The sequence below is a fragment of the Anaerobacillus sp. 63XJN7_4_ISO-PGPR-S23-413 genome (assembly GCF_056173725.1).
Genome location: NZ_CM149688.1, coordinates 2,071,980 through 2,089,197, shown reverse-complemented (window position 1 = coordinate 2,089,197; position 17,218 = coordinate 2,071,980). Strand labels below are relative to the sequence as shown.

Sequence of the window (17,218 nt, the reverse complement as noted above, 5' to 3'; positions counted from 1 at the left end):
GATCCCACTTCCCCCGCAATAAAAAGTGCGCCCTCGGCGCACTGTTATAAATGTAGGAGACCTTCAATTACGGTTTGAACAAGTAAATCGACATCCTTTTCTTTGATTGTTAGAGGAGGAGCCATCGTTAAAACATTGTTATAACCTGCTACCGTGTCACCATTCTTCCCTATAATTACACCTTGCGATTTGCAATAGGCGATTACTTTATTTAGCTCACTGACCTCTAACGGCTTCTTAGTGCTCTTGTCTTCGACGAGCTCGATGCCAACCAATAATCCTTTCCCTCGAACATCACCAACATTCGGGTGAGTGGCTAACCGCTCTGTTAACTGCTTCTTTAGCTTATCACCTAATGTATGTGACCGATCAAAAAGCTGCTCCTGCTCCATTATTTCTAAATTCTTTAGGGCAAGTGCACATGAAGCTGGGTTGCCGCCGAATGTATTGATATGTCTGAAATGATCATAAGAATCTTTCCCCTTAAATGCTTCGTAGACCTCTTCTTTAACAGCTGTTGCAGATAATGGGAGATAACCACTTGTTAAACCTTTTGCCATTGTCACTATATCTGGCTTTACGTCATAATTCATAAAGCCGAATGCTTTTCCTGTTCTTCCGAAGCCACAAATCACTTCATCACAAATTAACAGAGCGCCGTGCTTTTCACATATTTCTTTCACGGATTTCATGTACTCTTGTTGAGGCATAATAATACCTCCACCTGTGATGATCGGTTCCATAATCATAGCGGCGACTGTTTGGCTAAGCTCCCATGTCATAATGTCATCAACGGCTTTGACCGAAGGTAGTTGTCCTTGATGATCTTGATTCTCTCTATACGTATCTGGTGGCTGTACATGTAAAAAACCCTGACCAAGTGGTTCATATTTGTATTTCCGTTGCGCCTGACCTGTTGCAGCTAATGAACCCATTGTATTACCATGATACGCTCTATAGCGGGAAACAATTTTATGTCTACTTCCTTCTCCCTTTTGCTCATGATATTGCCTCGCAATTTTGAAAGCTGTTTCGTTTGCTTCAGACCCGCTATTAGAGAAAAAGATAACGTACCCTCCACCAAGCATCTCATTTAGCTTTTCTGCTAACTTAATAGCCGGGGCGTGTGTATGCGTTAACGGATAATAAGATAACTCTTTAAGCTGATCAAAAGCTGCCTGAGCCAGTTCCTCTCGACCGTACCCAACATTGACACACCAGAGTCCAGCCATAGCATCGAGAAATTGATTTCCTTCGTAATCAGTTAACCAGGCGCCATTTGCTTTCTCAATCACCATAGTAGACTTTGGATCATATGGACGCATCGCATGCCAGACGTATTTCTCATCTTTTCCTGCAAGATTCTCGTGAGCAGTATGCATACTCTTCACTCCCCTCTAGTAGTCAAAGCGAGTTGTAATCATTTTTCTTTTTGTATAGAAATTCACACCATCTTTTCCATTTGCATGAAGATCTCCATAGAAAGAATCCTTCCATCCTGAAAAAGGGAAAAAAGCCATAGGTGCTGGAACACCAACATTTACGCCAAGCATGCCAGCATCGGCTTCTTCACGGAATTTCCTAATCGCCCCTGCATCCTTCGTATAAATTGTTGCGCCGTTACCATACCGAGATTTGCGGAGAATACCAAGCGCTCCATCAATCCCATCAGCATGTAATAAACTAAGAACAGGTGCAAAAATCTCTTCTTTTGCAATCGTCATCTCTGGTGTCACTTCATCAAAGATAGTAGGTCCAATAAAATTCCCCTGCTCATGCTCTTTCATGTCACTGCGTCCATCACGAATTAACGCTGCTCCTTCTTCTAAACCTTTATCGATGTATCCAAGAACTTTTTCACGATGTGATGCTCGAATGACTGGCGTTAGCAACACCTCTTCATCTAATCCATTCCCCATCTTCAATTCATTTGCTTTGTCTTTTAAAGCAGAAATAAACGCTTCACCGTCTCCAACAATAACCACGGCACTACAAGCCATACAACGCTGACCTGCACTACCAAATGTCGAACTAATGACTTGTTGAACAGCCTTTTCGATATCTGCATCAGGCATCACAATATGATGATTTTTGGCACCAGATAGCGCCTGCACTCTTTTACCTCGTGATGCCGCTTGTTCATAGACATATTTAGCAACGGGCTGAGAGCCTACGAATGACACTGCTTTTACTTCTTCATGTTCTATCAATCCATTTACAACGTCATGAGCACCGTGCACAATATTAAATACACCTTTTGGTAAACCAGCTTCTGTTAACAGTTCCGCCATACGGTTAGCAAGAATGGGCGTACGTTCAGAAGGCTTCAAAACAAACGTATTCCCACAGGCAATGGCAAGAGGAAACATCCAATGAGGTACCATCATTGGAAAGTTAAATGGAGTAATTCCCCCAACAACACCCACAGGATAGCGGAACATCTCTGAATCTATACTTTCAGCGATCGTAGACAGATTGTCTCCCATCATTAAAGAAGGTGCTCCAGTCGCAAACTCCACACATTCAATACCACGAAGCACTTCTCCATATGCTTCTTTATAACTCTTTCCATTTTCTTTAACAACGAGCTCAGCTAGTTCCTCGTGGTTTTTCACTAGAAGGGAATGATACTTAAACAATACTCGTGCCCTTTTTGGAACAGGAACTTTGCTCCATGTTTCAAATGCAGTGGTCGCAGCATGAACAGCAAGATCAACGTCTTCTTTTGACGATAGTGGCACATATGCGAGGTTCTCTTCTGTTGCAGGATTTGGGACGTCAAGCGTATCTTTACTTTTGGCGTTTACCCATTCCCCATTAACAAAGTTTTTTAATACGGCCGTTTCCTTCTTTACAACTGTCATTACATGCCCTCCTTTGATTCGTTCATATCTTTATTGTAGGGGATGTAATGGCACTCATACATTAGACAAAACGTAACATGGATGAGGAGCCTATTGTACACGTTGCACATTTTATCCATTTTGTTTCAAATAATCGTATGCATGTAACGAGAATTCAATAGCTTGCCGCTTAGGAGAGCACATAAAATCACTCCCAAGTAACTCTTCCAATTTTTCTAACCGATGATAAAGGGTCTGTCGTACAACGTAAAGCTGTTCAGCCGTTTCCTTTTTTGATCCATTGCAACACATGTAGACTTTCAACGTATTTAGTAAGTTGCTGTTATTCTTCGAATCATATTGCATAACGGGGTCTAAATAATCAAACATAAATTCATTAAGTTCTCTCCCCTTAGCTAGTTGGAAGATCATACGGTAAATATGGAAGTCATTGTAGTAGGTCACTATAGATGATTGTGAGAATAGTTTCTCATTCATGACAAGTGTCTCAAGAGATGAATCATAGCTTTTATGCATGTCTTTTAAGAGGTGGACATGTTTACCTACTCCTATTTTCTCCACTTCTGGTACAGACTCTTTTTGTAAGATGTCGCTTTGAAGAAAACGTTCAAAGGCCTCTCGTAAACGGTGATCAACATCTGCTTCAGATCGACGATTTAGAATGATGATTATCAGTTTATTCCTTGATGTTAACGATAATACAAAGAAACCTTCCTGTTCAAAAACAGACCGCATGAGAAGCATAAAGTATGTCATCTGAGAAGAAGTGTAGGTATCATGATGTTTTTTGAATTTACACGTGCATACATGAAGACCTCGTGGAATAAGTGTTTCATCCACATCTACAAGATAGGATAAAACTCTTTCTTCAGAATGCTTTCCTTCAATCCAATCGTATAACCATTCAGTTTCAAGAGCTCGCTTCTTCTCTTCAATATATAATTCTCGTAAAAGATATTGAGCGATTGCCGTAGCACTTCGATCAAGTAGTAGCATATCGTAATCAGAAATCGAAGCATGTTGCGCAGGGACAAGTATGAGATTCGCAAAGTGATAATCCATTGCACGAACATGTTGGAGCACGAGGCCTTTACCCTCTGGTTGGATCGTAAGAAAATGCAAAAACGTATCCTTTTTTTCTTCCGTTGCTTCAGGTGCAAAAATAGGCTCAGCTTCTTTAGGGTTATAAATCACCTGCATACCTGTTTTTATGGAAAGTAGCGTTAAAATCTTTGTTAAACATCCTGGTACAAGAAGAAGGTTATTGAGTTCCTGTGAAAACTGCTCCAGATCTGAAATCATTTGATAGTGATGGGCAATTAAGAGGGAGTGAAGGTCCTGTGTGATATCAACGAATCGAACTTCTCTTGTAAATGCAATAATGGGGAAATGATACTGATCGGCAAGTTCGATTATTTCTGAAGGGATATGATCCATGTATGTACCTATTTCAATGCAAAGACCAGCAGCTTTACTTTGTATCAATTGCTGCACAATAGAGCGAAAAACACTTATGTTATCTTTCCAAACAAATCCTGTGGATAAAATCAATTCTTCACCGTGTAATAGCTGCTTTACACTGGTTACTTCCATAACGTGAACCCACTTAATTCTTCGATCTAATCCGTTTTTTCCAGCTAAGACAGTAGCATGATGAAAATGTTCTCTCTCTAACACTTCATGGACCGTTAAACTAGTCATTCGCAGCATCCTACCACTTCCTCTTCTGAAGATTATATGGTTAATCTAATCATGAAGTTTTGCTATTCAGGGGTTTTACGGCACATAATCTTTCAATCATCATTTATGATAACGCTTACATATTGTGAGGATAACTTTACTACATCGTGAAAATCATTTCTAGGTATTCTCTAAATAATGACATTATTAGTCATAATTACTTAAATATTTTACATTACATTACGGTATATGAAATTTTTCGTATGGTATCATTTGCATCAGTACACGAAAAGTAAAAAAACACTGGGCAACTACTGCCCAGTGTCTACTTCCCATTCGTATTCGTCTAATAACTCCATTAAATAATAATATTGTTTCTTACTCCGGAAGTCCGTCTCTTTCCAATTTGATCGAATCCAGAGCGTTAACTCAGCTGCTGAATTGAAAATCTCTCCGCTCGTATCCGCCTTTCTTATCATATAACGACCATTTTCTTCATCAATCGTTACTTCGCATGGATAAGCGCTATCCTTCGAATATAAAGTGTACTCCATGAGCTTCCTCCTCTCTAAGTAACGGATTGCATCTGTTTTAAAAGAAGAGCTGAGAAGTATTTTCTCCCATCAGCGGTTTGAATATGAAGAATTTCCTTTGTAATTTCATCAGATTTCATGTCTTTATGAATAAACTCTATAAATGCCCCACTTAAATTCTCGGTAATACCATTGATTCGATATCCACGGTCAATAAAATAGTCGACCTTCTCGCGTTCGATTAAATAATGCTGATGTTCTCTCATTTCTTTAGCTCCTTTCGTCAAGTGCACTCCCCACTTCTTGAACAGCATGAGATTCACTGTCACTCATGATAGTCCAATCACGACCAACTGTTATCCCAAGGTATTTCTCATCACTTGGGTCTATCATTTCAGCTTGTTCATATTTCTTAAACCACCAGTATTTTGCTAAGACAAAGTAAGTTCCAGCACCTACAATAAAGCCTACAAGAAATGAATAGTTTGAGAGAAAATAAGCAGCTAATCCTCCGAGAACCCAGGCGATAAATCCAGCGGCATTTACCCCATTCATATAACGATACTGACCGTTTTGCTCATACAAATCTGGAACGTTGACGCGACGCTTTCTTAGAAGATAATAGTCAGCAAAAAGAATTCCAACAATCGCAGATAAGATCCCACCAACTATGAGCAAGATCGGTATGAGAATATTAAATAAGCTCCACGGCTGAACAACTGATCCTATAATACCTGCAATAAATACACCTGCCCAGAACGGAACTTTAGGTCCACCTACATTGGAGAAAATTGTGGCAGCTGGTACTAGGTTGGCAGATACATTAGTTGACCATTGAGCAAGAACGATCATTAATAATAAAATGCCGAGAACTAAACCAGTGGCGGCTTCCTGCAGTGCAACGACTGGATCATAATTCGAAACAGCAATGTAGGATACACCACCAATAATAACCATAAAGGTTTGCGTTATCGGTAGCGCAATCATACTACCTACTAACGTTCCTTTATTACGCTTCACCCAATTCCGCTCGAATTTAGGAGCCTTGATGAATCTTGATATAGAAGGAATGTCCGCTGAAATGGTTGCCCAAAATCCCATATTACTAAAGATAACGACAAGAAAAGCAGTAACTGCCGCTCCACCGGTCACAGGGCTTTCAATCCACGCCCATACTTCTCGCCCCTGTGCAACTGCCTGATCGGATAATGAAGCATACATCCATACAGAGATGATAATGATCACTGGTGCAGCGAGATCTGCGAATCGTTCAACTGCTTTGATACCTAGTGCAGTGTTTACGAGCTGAAGCGTTGCGAAAATCAGAAAACACACAAACCAGTTATCAAATCCAAAAAGTACATTTAGAATTGCATTCATTGCCGTTGCACCAAAATACGTATTGATTCCAAACCAAAATGAAGCAGCAAGTCCTCTCACAATGGAAGGAATGTGTGTACCGATCGTACCAAAAGGTGCCCTCATATATACCGGAAAGGATAGACCATGTTCAATACCGATATCACCTATAACTGTAATAAATAAACCAATCCCAAGGGTTCCGATAATCGTTGCCGCTACAACCCACGTAAGTGACAGTGATTGAACACCGGCTCCACCAATTGCAAACGCGGCAAGAACAACAGCCATCCCAACCCACATCATTGCAAATCCGCCCGTCCCTATCTTTCTATCTTTATGAGCAATGGGCAAAAGATCCGGTGACTTTAAATAGCTTTCATCTTTTTTCATTCAGCTATCCCCTTTTTCGGTCTGTTACTGAATCATCATCGGCTTATCAGTGACGTTTTTTAGCTTGCCATATTTTGCTCGCTTCATATACTTCCCTGACCCCGGTGTACCTACAAACTGTTTGTTTTTAATTACGAATTCTCCTCTTACAAGAACTGTCTCTGGCTCACCTGTAATTTCCATTCCTTCAAAAGCATTGTAATCTACAGCCATATGATGTGTTTCAGCAGAGATTTTGCGTTTTGTTTCAGGGTTAAATATAACTAAATCTGCATCTGCTCCAATTGATACTGTCCCCTTCTTAGGAAATAATCCAAATAGCTTCGCTGATTTTGTTGAAGTAATATCAACAAACTGGTTTAATGAAATTCTTCTTTTCAGTACTCCTTCCGAGAAAAGAATACTAAACCGATCTTCAATCATTGGACCGCCATTAGGGATTTTTGTAAAATCATCTCGACCGAGGTCTTTTTGACCATTAAAATCAAATGAACACTGATCAGAACCAATCGTCTCAAGCTGTCCAGTTCGAAGAGCCGTCCAAAGAGCTTCCTGGTTCCACTTTTCACGAAGTGGCGGACTCCATACATACTTTGCACCTTCGAAATTCGGTTTCTCTAAGTAGGTTTGATCTAAAACAAGATATTGCGGACAAGTCTCGCCATGGATGTCATAGCCTTTCTTTCTTGCTTCAGCAATTTTATCAGCCGCTTCCTGACAGCTAACATGAACAACATATAGTTGAGAAGAAGCAAGACCAGTTAATTGGGCCGCACGACCTGTTGCTTCTCCTTCCACTTCTGGTGGTCTCGTTAATGCGTGATAAATAGGTTCAGTCTGACCTTTCGATAGCGCTTCCTTCGTTAAATATTCAATCACATCACCATTCTCAGCATGAACCATGACCAATGCTCCGAGTTCTTTAGCTGCTAAAAGAGTTCGATAAAGGGTTTCATCATCTGATTGAAAAACGTTTTTGTAAGCCATGAAAACTTTGAAAGATGTGATCCCCTCCTGATTGATCACATCAGGAAGCTGCTCTAAAACACTGTCGTTTATTTCGCTAATCATTAAATGAAAACTATAATCAATAACCGATTTATCCTTTGATTTGTCGTGCCATGTCTTAATCGCTGTTGATAGAGGCTTTCCTTTCTCAGTAAGGCAAAAATCGATGACAGATGTGGTGCCTCCAAAAGCTGGAGCAATCGTCCCTGTTTCAAAATCATCTTTTGAGACCGTACCACCAAAAGGCATTTCTAGATGTGTATGTGGATCGATTCCTCCAGGAAATACGTAACGATCACTCGCATCAATGATTTCAGCTCCTTCTTCTTCGATGTTCTTACCAATTGAAGAAATAATGCCATCAGATATTAGAATATCTGCGTGGTACGTTTCACTGGCCGTTACAATGGTCCCATTTCGAATGATTTTTTTCATTTAAAATCCCCCTACTTATTTGGATATTTTGATATCTTTAAGCGAACCGATAAGAGATTGACGTTCGTTCCAGGTCATTTGTGGCAAATCATTTTGTACTTCAATCATATCGATTGCTCCATCAACTGGACAAACAATGGAACATAAATTGCAGCCTACGCAATCCTCTTCTCTTACTTGAAGAATCGCATGCCCATTTGGGTCATTTAGCATATCGATACATTGATGCGAGGTGTCCTCACATGCAATGTGGCATTTATTGCAATTGATGCAAACGTCATTGTTAATACGCGCCACCACTTTATGGTTAAGATCAAGATTACCCCAGTCAGAGAAGGTTGGAACAGATTTCCCAATGATGTCTTGGACCGAAAGAATGCCTCGTTCGTCAAGGTAAGAGGACAATCCGTCGATAAGATCCTCCACAATTCGAAAGCCGTGATGCATGGCGGCTGTACAAATTTGAACATTGCTTGCCCCCATCAACATAAATTCAATTGCATTTTGCCAGTTAGATACACCGCCCATTCCAGAAATCGGCACGTTAATACGGCTGTTTCTCGCACATTCACTTACCATATTTAGCGCAATCGGCTTAACCGCTGGACCACAGTAGCCTCCATGCGCTCCTTTTCCGCCAACATGCGGAATCGGTAGCCATGTATCAATATCAACCCCAGCAAGACTATTAATTGTATTAATCATACTCACCGCATCAGCTCCGCCTCTAACAGCTGCCTCAGCCGTCGCTGTGATATCTGTAATATTAGGCGTTAACTTAACGATGACTGGAGTTTCTGCAGCTTCTTTTGCCCAAAAAGTTTGTTTCTCCACAAGCTCAGGGACCTGCCCTGAAGCAGAGCCCATTCCCCGTTCAGCCATTCCATGTGGACAGCCAAAATTAAGCTCAAGGCCATCAACGCCAGCTGCTTCCGTCTTTTTAACGATTTCATGCCATGCTTCCTGATTAGGCTCAACCATTAATGAAGCGACAACGGCGTGGTTAGGAAATTTTTTCTTCGTTTCATAGATTTCTTTCAAATTCACTTCAAGTGGCCGATCTGTAATTAGCTCGATATTATTAAAACCCGCTACTCTTTGGCCATTGAAATGAACGGCTGCGTATCTCGAAGAAACATTCAGGATCGGGTCTCCAAGCGTTTTCCAAACAGCTCCTCCCCATCCCGCTTCGAATGCACGTTGTACTTGGTACCCGGAATTGGTAGGCGGAGCGGATGCTAACCAAAATGGGTTCGGTGAAGTGATACCCGCAAGATTCGTTCTAAGATCTGCCATCGATATTCCCCTTTCTCCTCTTACGCTGAGTACGTTGCTTTTAAGCTTTCATGCATATGATAAGCAGCCGTTTTCCCCTGTTGAGCCGCTGAAACAACCATGGCTTCTCCCTGTCCTTTTCCGAAAATAACATCTCCACACGCATAGATTTTGGGATTCGATGTTTCCATCGTTTCTTGGTTAATTAAAATGACACCGTCTTTATGAGCAAGACCAAGCTCTTCTATAAATGGAAGATGCCGCTTTTGGCCAATCGCTTTCACCACAGCATCACATTCAATAAGGAATTCAGAATCAGGAATAGGTTCTGTCCTCCTTCGCCCATCTTCAGCCGGTTCTCCAAGCTTCATCTTGACGCATTTCATTCCTTCTACATCGCCAGTTTCAGTTGTCATTATTTCAACCGGCTGTGTTAACCAGCGAAACTCAACGCCATCCTGCTTGGCAAATTCATATTCAAAGTCATAAGCAGTCATTTCTTGTTCAGATCGACGATATAGTATTTTGACGTTTTCTGCACCGAGTCGAACAGAGCAGGTGGCCCCATCAATCGCTGTATTCCCTGCTCCTACCACGACAACTTTCTTTCCTTTTAAGTGAGTTGGAAATGGCGCATTCTTTGTCATTTTGACGAGTTCAATGGCATCGTAAACACCCTCAGCTTCTTCCCCTGAAATTTGAAGATCTGGAACATTTGCCATACCAATTGCTAAAATAACGCGGTCATTTGTTGAAACTAACTCTTCAAATGGAAGATCAACGCCTATTTTCACACCCGTTTTAATGGTGACGCCTAACCTTTCAATTTGCTCCACTTCCCAGAGTGAAATGGCTTTTGGTAACCGAAAAGACACGATACCATACGTATCAAGTCCACCTGCCCGTTTCTCAGCTTCATAGATTGTGACGCTATAGCCAAGTAGCGCCAGTTCGCGAGCAGCTGATAGACCGGCTGGTCCGCCTCCTACAATGGCAACTTTCTTCCCATTTGGTTGTCCTTCTTTAAATAGTACTTGATCATTTTTAATTGCCCAATCTGTAGCGTAGCGCTGCAGATTACCAATTAAAATTGGTTTTGTTGAATGATTTAACACACATGCACCTTCACATAGTTCTTCTGTCGGACATACTCTCGCACAGCTCGCTCCTACTGGGTTTGCAGTCATAATTGTTTTTGCTGACCCTTTCATGTTTCCTGAAGCGATTTTTTTAATGAAAGTTGGTATATCTATGCCGGTTGGACACGCCTTGATACAAGGAGCATCATAGCAATAAAGACATCTTTGAGATTCTTGAAACGCTTCCTGATTCGTGAGAGGTGGAACAACTTCAGTAAACCTTTTCTGCAGTTCCTTTTGGATCGCTGGTTCGCTTGTATTCATATTCGTCCCCCCTGTTTAAATTACGCATTACCGCTTGATAAACTAATAGATCCTTAAATGAAAAAGCAGGCGGCGAAGCCACACCTGCTTTCACTCCCATCAAGGCAATAGTGAAGTCATTTCCCCATAAGTCTCAGGACGGCGATCGCGATAAAATTGCCACGTATCTCGAACTTCACGAATCATCTTTTTATTTACATCACCGATAATCACTTCATCTTCATCCCTTGAACCCATCGCTACAAAATTGCCTCGTGGATCAACAAGATAAGATTGTCCATAGAATTCACCCATGTTCCAAGGTCCCTCTGTTCCAACTCGATTAATGGCTCCAAGATAGTAACCGTTCGCAACAGCATGAGCTGGCTGCTCTAGCTTCCATAAGTACTCAGAAAGTCCAGCTACCGTTGCAGAAGGATTAAAAACGATCTCTGCGCCGTTTAAACCAAGCAGTCTTGCTCCTTCTGGAAAATGACGATCATAACAAATATACACGCCTATCTTTGCGAAAGCCGTGTCGAATACCGGATAACCAAGATTACCAGGCTTAAAGTAGTATTTTTCCCAGAATCCGTGGCCTTTGTCTCCAACTGCTACATGTGGAATGTGTTGTTTCCGGTACTTACCAAGATAAGAACCATCAGCATCAATAACAGCAGCAGTATTATAATAGGTTGAGATGCCTTCTCGCTCATAAATAGGTAGAACAATGACAATACCAAGTTCTCGAGCAAGCGCCTGAAATCTCACTGTCGTTGGACCCTCGGGGATCTCTTCTGCAGCGTCATACCACTTTGTGTTCTGCTCTGCACAAAAATACGGTCCATAGAAGATCTCCTGAAGACAAACAATTTGAGCTCCTTTTTCACTTGCTTCTCTTACAAGGTGAATATGTTTTTCAATGGCTTTTTCTTTGTGAAGGTCAACTGATTCACTACCTTCCACATCATTTTTTGCCTGAATTAGGCCAATTTTCACTGAATCTGCCATATGTATGCCCTCCTATTCACATTAGTTAACTGAATTTTCTTTCTAATAAAAGTGTAGAAGATTCATTTCCTCCATGCACTATACAAAATGTAAAATAAAATGTACAAAAAACTAGCATTCTGTCGCGAGTCTTTAAAAGAAGATGGATCAAAAAAACAGCCTAAGTGAAGTACGGCTCTCTCCGCACTTACTACTTAAGCTGTTTTTGTTAAATCCCATGGTTGTATTTATGGTCTACGATTACTAGACACTTCATGGATGCTAGTTATCTTTTTGATCCTTAATATATTGTTGAACGACCTTATAAACATACTCCTGATTTGCTTCAGCAGTATTTGGGTTGTATTCTCCTCCATTTACTTTATTATTTGAAAGAATACGAATCCCTAGGAAAGGCACATCGAAAGCTTGAGCGATTTGTGCTCCTGCAGCACCTTCCATTTCTTCAACGGATGTACCATAATTTTCATGAAACCACTTGATACGATCAATTTCATTATTCCATACATCCGCTGAACCAATTGTTCCTTCCACAACTTTTCCTTTTGTATATTCATCCTTCAGGGCGTTCGCGGCAGCAAGTAAGTCCTTATCTCCATCAAAGTATCGGATATTTTCTGCATCTGGATCTTCTCCTGCGCTACCTTCAGACGCCATTAAGTCCATTGGTTTCCATTCCGTTGGCTTAATACCCTCATTCTCCTCGAGATTAGTTGTTTTTAATGAACCCGTGTTTGTGGTTCTTTGCCCTAATACGATATCAAATACGTCCAATTCAGGATCATGTCCTCCTGATGTTCCTTGATTGATAATCGCGATCGGGTTATACTTCTCTATTGCTAGTGCAGTGGCAGCTGCCGTATTTTCCATTCCTTTACCTGTTTTTGTAACGATAACAGGATAATCATCCACCGTTCCTTTGTAAAAAACGAATGAACCTGAATTTTCTTCTGTTACGTTCTCTAATTTTTGTGCGAACTCTTCTGCTTCAATTGGCATTGGTCCCTGTACAATGATTGGTCTTTCTGTTTTCTCTTGTTCAGCTGAAGATTCTGATGCAGAGTTACAGGCTGACAAAACAACTAACAAAAGTAAAGTCATCATAGCTGATGTAGCGTATTTTTTAAAAAATGGTTTCCTCATCGATTTTCTCTCCCTAGTATGTAAGTTCGGACACTCTTCTTCATCAAATACGTGATTTGTGACTGACAATAGTAAACTTTTCTTCTGTCGTCATTCTCCCTTTCTAGAATGTGATTCTCGTATTAAAATCAAAAGAAATAGGCCAGGATTTTGTAGAAGATGTTCTACCGTCCAGACCTACGAAAGTTAAAATATGCGTCAAATATCCCTGCCAAAGTTATTAGTAAAACTAAATGTTAAGTCAGCTACATGCATACTTCAACTCGTAGTCCAGTACTTTAACGGGAACCGGGTAGAAACACTCAGACCATATTTCTGAGAATATACGAGTAAGAAATGATTAAGTTAGTACTTTAATACCATAACAGACATTCTTGATCATCACAACTAAAACATGAACATTAACTATATTTTTAATAAAATCGTTCGCCATTCATTGCTTTGGAGAAGTATATAGAAAGATTTAATGGGAATTAACGATAATTAACAATAACTATTAAAAAGTTAGACCTAAAATTATAGAAACCTTTCTTTTTGTTTTTTTGATGGAATCATACAACTTTCATTTTTCCCAAACCATTTGTAACGGCGCTTCGAAATGCCGTCATAAATTTTGTCTCTTAGCCTTAATGGTAAAAGTCGGAGTACAAGAAAAAGACTAAAAAAGCCTCCTAGCTGCTTTACAATATAAAGAGCTGCATCTGATTTAACGAGTGCCTTTCCATCCTTAATGACAATCACACTATCCGGAATGTCTGTTAGTTCAGCGTCATGAAGGAGATGTTTAGCCGTCTCCGATTGGAGGGAGGCAAAAGAAAATACAGCTTTTTTGTCATACTTAAACATAAACTTCACTAATCCATTGCATAAATTACAAACCCCATCAAAAAGAATAACGTTTGTTTTCGATTCTCTGGTTGTATCCACTGTTCCATTCACCTCGTTTTAAAACATGCTCATTACTTCACATACTAAGTATATCATAACTTATAATCTAAGATGGGGAATATGCTATAATTTCCATGTTCAGTATTCTACATAGCAAGGATGTTGCACCATGTATCCAACTAAAACGATCAAGGAAAAGATCAAATTATTAGTCATCATTCTTTATCCCATTTTAATCACTCAAGTTGGTCTCTACTCAATGAATTTCGTAGATACGATTATGAGTGGAAGAGCTGGAGCAAATGATCTTGCAGGAGTTGCCATTGGTTCAAGTCTCTGGGTTCCTGTATTTACAGGATTAAGTGGCATATTGCTTGCCATCACTCCGATTGTTTCGCATTATATCGGTGCAAAGCAGGAAGATCGGGTTTCATTTTCAGTACTTCAGGGCATTTATCTTTCGGTTGCTCTCTCCGTTAGTATATTAGTTGTTGGTTATTTTATATTAGACCCTATTTTAAACACCATGGATCTTAATAACAAAGTTGCTCAAATTGCAAAAGATTACCTCATCGGACTTTCCTTCGGGATTATTCCACTGTTTATTTATTCCGTTCTAAGGAGTTTCTTTGATGCACTTGGAGAAACAAGGACGACGATGCTAGTCACGCTCACGTCTCTTCCAATCAATGTATTCTTCAATTATGTTTTGATTTTCGGTAAATGGGGATTCCCCCAATTAGGAGGTGTTGGTGCTGGATATGCATCAGCGATCACTTATTGGTTTATTCTTTTAATCGCCTTACTTGTTGTCATTAGAGTAAGGCCATTCCGAGCGTATAGGATTTTCAAACGTTTTTATCCAATATCCTTTTCTACCTGGAAAGAACAGCTAAAAATCGGTGTTCCGATAGGTTTTTCTATCTTTTTTGAAGTCAGTATTTTTGCGGCCGTTACACTTTTAATGAGCACGTATACAACCGAAACGATCGCTGCTCACCAGGCAGCCATTAATTTTGCTTCTCTTCTATATATGATCCCCCTTAGTATATCAATGGCGTTAACAATTGCTATTGGATTTGAGGTTGGGGCAAGAAGATTACAGGATGCAAAGCAATACAGCTATATGGGCATTGTCTTTGCTGTTCTAATGGCCTTACTATCAGCTCTTTGTTTATTTCTCTTCAATGACACCGTCGCGAGTTGGTATACAAGCAACATGGAAGTGTTTGATTTAATTAAAGTATTCCTTATTTACGCCATCTTCTTTCAGCTTTCCGATGCCGTTGCTGCTCCCATACAAGGAGCGCTCAGAGGATATAAAGATGTTAACGTAACGCTTGTTATGAGTCTCATTTCTTACTGGGTGATTGGCCTTCCTTCAGGCTACTTACTAGCGAAATACACAGCGTTCGGTCCATACGGCTACTGGGTTGGGCTTAGTGCGGGACTTTTCGTTGCTGCTATTACGCTCTTCCTACGTCTCCGTCACGTACAAAGAGTCGGAAGAATTATATAAACAAAAAGCGGCTCCCAGAAGGGTGCCGCTTTTTGTATTACTTGTACATTTCTTGTGCTTTTGCTTGTAATTCAGTGTTTTCAAGGTACTCATCATAAGTTGCTTCTTTATCAATAATCCCTTTAGGTGTTACTTCAATTACTCTATTTGCGATCGTTTGAATGAACTGGTGGTCATGAGATGTAAAGATCATTGCACCTTTGAAATTCATAAGACCGTTGTTGAGTGCAGTAATTGATTCAAGATCCAGGTGGTTTGTCGGATCGTCAAGTACAAGAACATTCGCACCGCTAAGCATCATTTTTGAAAGCATGCAGCGAACTTTTTCGCCACCGGAAAGAACGCTCGCTTTCTTCAATACTTCTTCACCAGAGAAAAGCATTCTTCCAAGGAAGCCGCGTAGGAAGCTTTCGCTTTGATCTTCTGGGGAATATTGACGAAGCCAGTTAACAAGGTTCGTATCCACACCCTCAAAGTAATCAGAGTTATCTTTAGGGAAGTAAGCTTGAGAAGTGGTAACACCCCACTTGAACGTTCCGCTATCTGCTTCCATTTCACCCATCAAGATTTTAATGAGCGCCGTATTCGCAATTTCATTACGACCTACGAGTGCCACTTTATCGTCTTTATTTAGCATAAAGCTTACGTTATCAAGTAGTTTTACACCATCAATCGTTTTTGTTAAACCTTCAACGTGAAGCACGTCGTTTCCGATTTCACGATTTGGTGTAAAGGCTACGTAAGGATATTTTCTTGAAGAAGGCTTAATATCATCAAGCGTAATCTTATCAAGAAGCTTCTTACGTGACGTAGCCTGTTTAGACTTCGACGCGTTCGCGCTAAAGCGCTGGATAAACGCTTGAAGTTCCTTTACTTTCTCTTCTTTTTTCTTGTTCGCATCCTCTTTCATCGTACGAGCAAGCTGGCTTGATTCATACCAGAAATCGTAGTTACCCACATACACTTGGATTTTACCGTAATCAAGGTCAGCCATGTGCGTACATACTTTGTTTAGGAAGTGACGGTCATGGGACACAACAATAACGGTATTCTCAAAGTTAATAAGGAACTCTTCTAACCATTGAATTGCGCCAAGATCAAGGTTGTTCGTAGGCTCATCCAGTAGAAGAATATCAGGAGAACCAAAAAGAGCCTGTGCAAGAAGTACTTTCACTTTTTCAGAACCAGTAAGGTCTGCAAGCTTCTTATCATGAAGATCTTCAGAAATACCAAGTCCTCTAAGCAATACAGCTGCATCTGATTCAGCTTCCCACCCGTTAAGGTCAGCAAATTCACCTTCAAGCTCTGCAGCTTTCATACCATCTTCATCAGAGAAATCCTCTTTCATGTAGATCGCATTCTTTTCCTGCATCACTTCATGAAGACGTGCATGTCCCATAATTACGGTGTTAAGAACCTCATACTCTTCGTATTCGAAATGGTTCTGTTTCAGGACGGCAAGTCGTTCTCCCGGTCCCATATGAACATCGCCAGTTTGTGGTTCGATTTCACCTGATAAAATCTTAAGAAACGTTGACTTACCAGCACCATTAGCACCGATTAGTCCATAACAGTTTCCTGGAGTAAATTTAATATTAACATCTTCAAAAAGCTTACGATCACCATATCGTAAGCCGACATCTGTAACTGTAATCATTTAGGTCGTATTCCTCCATCTATCGTAATATAGTGCAAATTATAACATGTTCTACACGGAATAGATATGAA

The 17,218-nt window shown here is 40.4% G+C and carries 14 protein-coding genes and 1 riboswitch; of the genes, 1 reads left to right on the top strand and 13 read right to left on the bottom strand.

The features are described from left to right. Positions 1-44: 44 nt before the first annotated feature. The 12 genes from AC0VYO_RS11225 to AC0VYO_RS11170 form a co-directional block, all read right to left on the bottom strand. Positions 45-1,382 carry an aminotransferase gene (locus AC0VYO_RS11225; RefSeq protein ID WP_475367414.1) on the bottom strand — a complete coding sequence of 446 codons (1,338 nt, stop codon included), beginning with the start codon at positions 1,380-1,382 and terminating at the stop codon, positions 45-47. A gap of 15 nt (positions 1,383-1,397) precedes the next feature. Further along, on the bottom strand, positions 1,398-2,864 hold the full coding sequence (locus tag AC0VYO_RS11220) for a CoA-acylating methylmalonate-semialdehyde dehydrogenase (RefSeq protein WP_283152100.1): 1,467 nt from the start codon (positions 2,862-2,864) through the stop codon (positions 1,398-1,400). Positions 2,865-2,975: 111 nt separating this feature from the next. Continuing rightward, positions 2,976-4,565 (bottom strand): PucR family transcriptional regulator, encoded by a 1,590-nt coding sequence (locus tag AC0VYO_RS11215; RefSeq protein ID WP_430246446.1) that lies wholly within the window; start codon positions 4,563-4,565, stop codon positions 2,976-2,978. A gap of 290 nt (positions 4,566-4,855) precedes the next feature. Continuing rightward, entirely contained in the window at positions 4,856-5,098 is a 243-nt protein-coding gene (locus tag AC0VYO_RS11210) for a hypothetical protein (RefSeq protein ID WP_194221659.1), read from the bottom strand. A gap of 14 nt (positions 5,099-5,112) precedes the next feature. Continuing rightward, complete coding sequence (locus tag AC0VYO_RS11205) at positions 5,113-5,343, bottom strand: hypothetical protein (RefSeq protein WP_475367412.1); 231 nt, start codon at positions 5,341-5,343, stop codon at positions 5,113-5,115. A gap of 4 nt (positions 5,344-5,347) precedes the next feature. Beyond that, positions 5,348-6,829: an NCS1 family transporter gene (locus AC0VYO_RS11200; RefSeq protein WP_194221657.1), complete on the bottom strand. Its 1,482-nt coding sequence runs from the start codon at positions 6,827-6,829 to the stop codon at positions 5,348-5,350. A gap of 24 nt (positions 6,830-6,853) precedes the next feature. Beyond that, positions 6,854-8,272 (bottom strand): dihydropyrimidinase, encoded by a 1,419-nt coding sequence (hydA, locus tag AC0VYO_RS11195; RefSeq protein ID WP_475369005.1) that lies wholly within the window; start codon positions 8,270-8,272, stop codon positions 6,854-6,856. A gap of 15 nt (positions 8,273-8,287) precedes the next feature. Continuing rightward, positions 8,288-9,568, bottom strand: a complete 1,281-nt coding sequence (gene preA, locus AC0VYO_RS11190) for an NAD-dependent dihydropyrimidine dehydrogenase subunit PreA (protein ID WP_194221655.1) — start codon at positions 9,566-9,568, stop codon at positions 8,288-8,290. A gap of 20 nt (positions 9,569-9,588) precedes the next feature. Beyond that, positions 9,589-10,950, bottom strand: coding sequence for an NAD(P)-dependent oxidoreductase (locus AC0VYO_RS11185; protein ID WP_475369004.1), 1,362 nt, complete (start codon positions 10,948-10,950; stop codon positions 9,589-9,591). A 99-nt stretch (positions 10,951-11,049) separates the two neighbouring features. After that, positions 11,050-11,940, bottom strand: a complete 891-nt coding sequence (locus tag AC0VYO_RS11180) for a nitrilase-related carbon-nitrogen hydrolase (protein WP_475367408.1) — start codon at positions 11,938-11,940, stop codon at positions 11,050-11,052. A gap of 261 nt (positions 11,941-12,201) precedes the next feature. Beyond that, on the bottom strand, positions 12,202-13,083 hold the full coding sequence (locus tag AC0VYO_RS11175; protein WP_475369003.1) for a 5'-methylthioadenosine/S-adenosylhomocysteine nucleosidase: 882 nt from the start codon (positions 13,081-13,083) through the stop codon (positions 12,202-12,204). A gap of 246 nt (positions 13,084-13,329) precedes the next feature. After that, positions 13,330-13,432: riboswitch (purine riboswitch) on the bottom strand. A 167-nt stretch (positions 13,433-13,599) separates the two neighbouring features. Next, positions 13,600-14,010: a thiol-disulfide oxidoreductase DCC family protein gene (locus tag AC0VYO_RS11170; protein ID WP_475369002.1), complete on the bottom strand. Its 411-nt coding sequence runs from the start codon at positions 14,008-14,010 to the stop codon at positions 13,600-13,602. A gap of 130 nt (positions 14,011-14,140) precedes the next feature. Here AC0VYO_RS11170 and AC0VYO_RS11165 point away from each other — a divergent pair, with 130 nt between their 5' ends. Continuing rightward, positions 14,141-15,490 (top strand): MATE family efflux transporter, encoded by a 1,350-nt coding sequence (locus tag AC0VYO_RS11165; protein ID WP_430246431.1) that lies wholly within the window; start codon positions 14,141-14,143, stop codon positions 15,488-15,490. 37 nt (positions 15,491-15,527) lie between these two features. On the opposite strand, the gene AC0VYO_RS11160 is transcribed toward AC0VYO_RS11165, so the two are convergent. Beyond that, positions 15,528-17,147, bottom strand: a complete 1,620-nt coding sequence (locus AC0VYO_RS11160; protein ID WP_475369001.1) for an ABC-F family ATP-binding cassette domain-containing protein — start codon at positions 17,145-17,147, stop codon at positions 15,528-15,530. Positions 17,148-17,218 lie beyond the last annotated feature (71 nt).

What these genes read in the sequence shown, in the direction of transcription:
- AC0VYO_RS11200 (WP_194221657.1), bottom strand. Translation starts at nt 6,829, where the DNA reads ATGAAAAAAGATGAAAGCTATTTAAAGTCACCGGATCTTTTGCCCATT.
- AC0VYO_RS11225 (WP_475367414.1), bottom strand. Translation starts at nt 1,382, where the DNA reads ATGCATACTGCTCACGAGAATCTTGCAGGAAAAGATGAGAAATACGTC.
- AC0VYO_RS11215 (WP_430246446.1), bottom strand. Translation starts at nt 4,565, where the DNA reads ATGACTAGTTTAACGGTCCATGAAGTGTTAGAGAGAGAACATTTTCAT.
- AC0VYO_RS11220 (WP_283152100.1), bottom strand. Translation starts at nt 2,864, where the DNA reads ATGACAGTTGTAAAGAAGGAAACGGCCGTATTAAAAAACTTTGTTAAT.
- AC0VYO_RS11210 (WP_194221659.1), bottom strand. Translation starts at nt 5,098, where the DNA reads ATGGAGTACACTTTATATTCGAAGGATAGCGCTTATCCATGCGAAGTA.
- AC0VYO_RS11175 (WP_475369003.1), bottom strand. Translation starts at nt 13,083, where the DNA reads ATGAGGAAACCATTTTTTAAAAAATACGCTACATCAGCTATGATGACT.
- AC0VYO_RS11185 (WP_475369004.1), bottom strand. Translation starts at nt 10,950, where the DNA reads ATGAATACAAGCGAACCAGCGATCCAAAAGGAACTGCAGAAAAGGTTT.
- AC0VYO_RS11205 (WP_475367412.1), bottom strand. Translation starts at nt 5,343, where the DNA reads ATGAGAGAACATCAGCATTATTTAATCGAACGCGAGAAGGTCGACTAT.
- hydA (WP_475369005.1), bottom strand. Translation starts at nt 8,272, where the DNA reads ATGAAAAAAATCATTCGAAATGGGACCATTGTAACGGCCAGTGAAACG.
- AC0VYO_RS11165 (WP_430246431.1), top strand. Translation starts at nt 14,141, where the DNA reads ATGTATCCAACTAAAACGATCAAGGAAAAGATCAAATTATTAGTCATC.
- preA (WP_194221655.1), bottom strand. Translation starts at nt 9,568, where the DNA reads ATGGCAGATCTTAGAACGAATCTTGCGGGTATCACTTCACCGAACCCA.
- AC0VYO_RS11180 (WP_475367408.1), bottom strand. Translation starts at nt 11,940, where the DNA reads ATGGCAGATTCAGTGAAAATTGGCCTAATTCAGGCAAAAAATGATGTG.
- AC0VYO_RS11160 (WP_475369001.1), bottom strand. Translation starts at nt 17,147, where the DNA reads ATGATTACAGTTACAGATGTCGGCTTACGATATGGTGATCGTAAGCTT.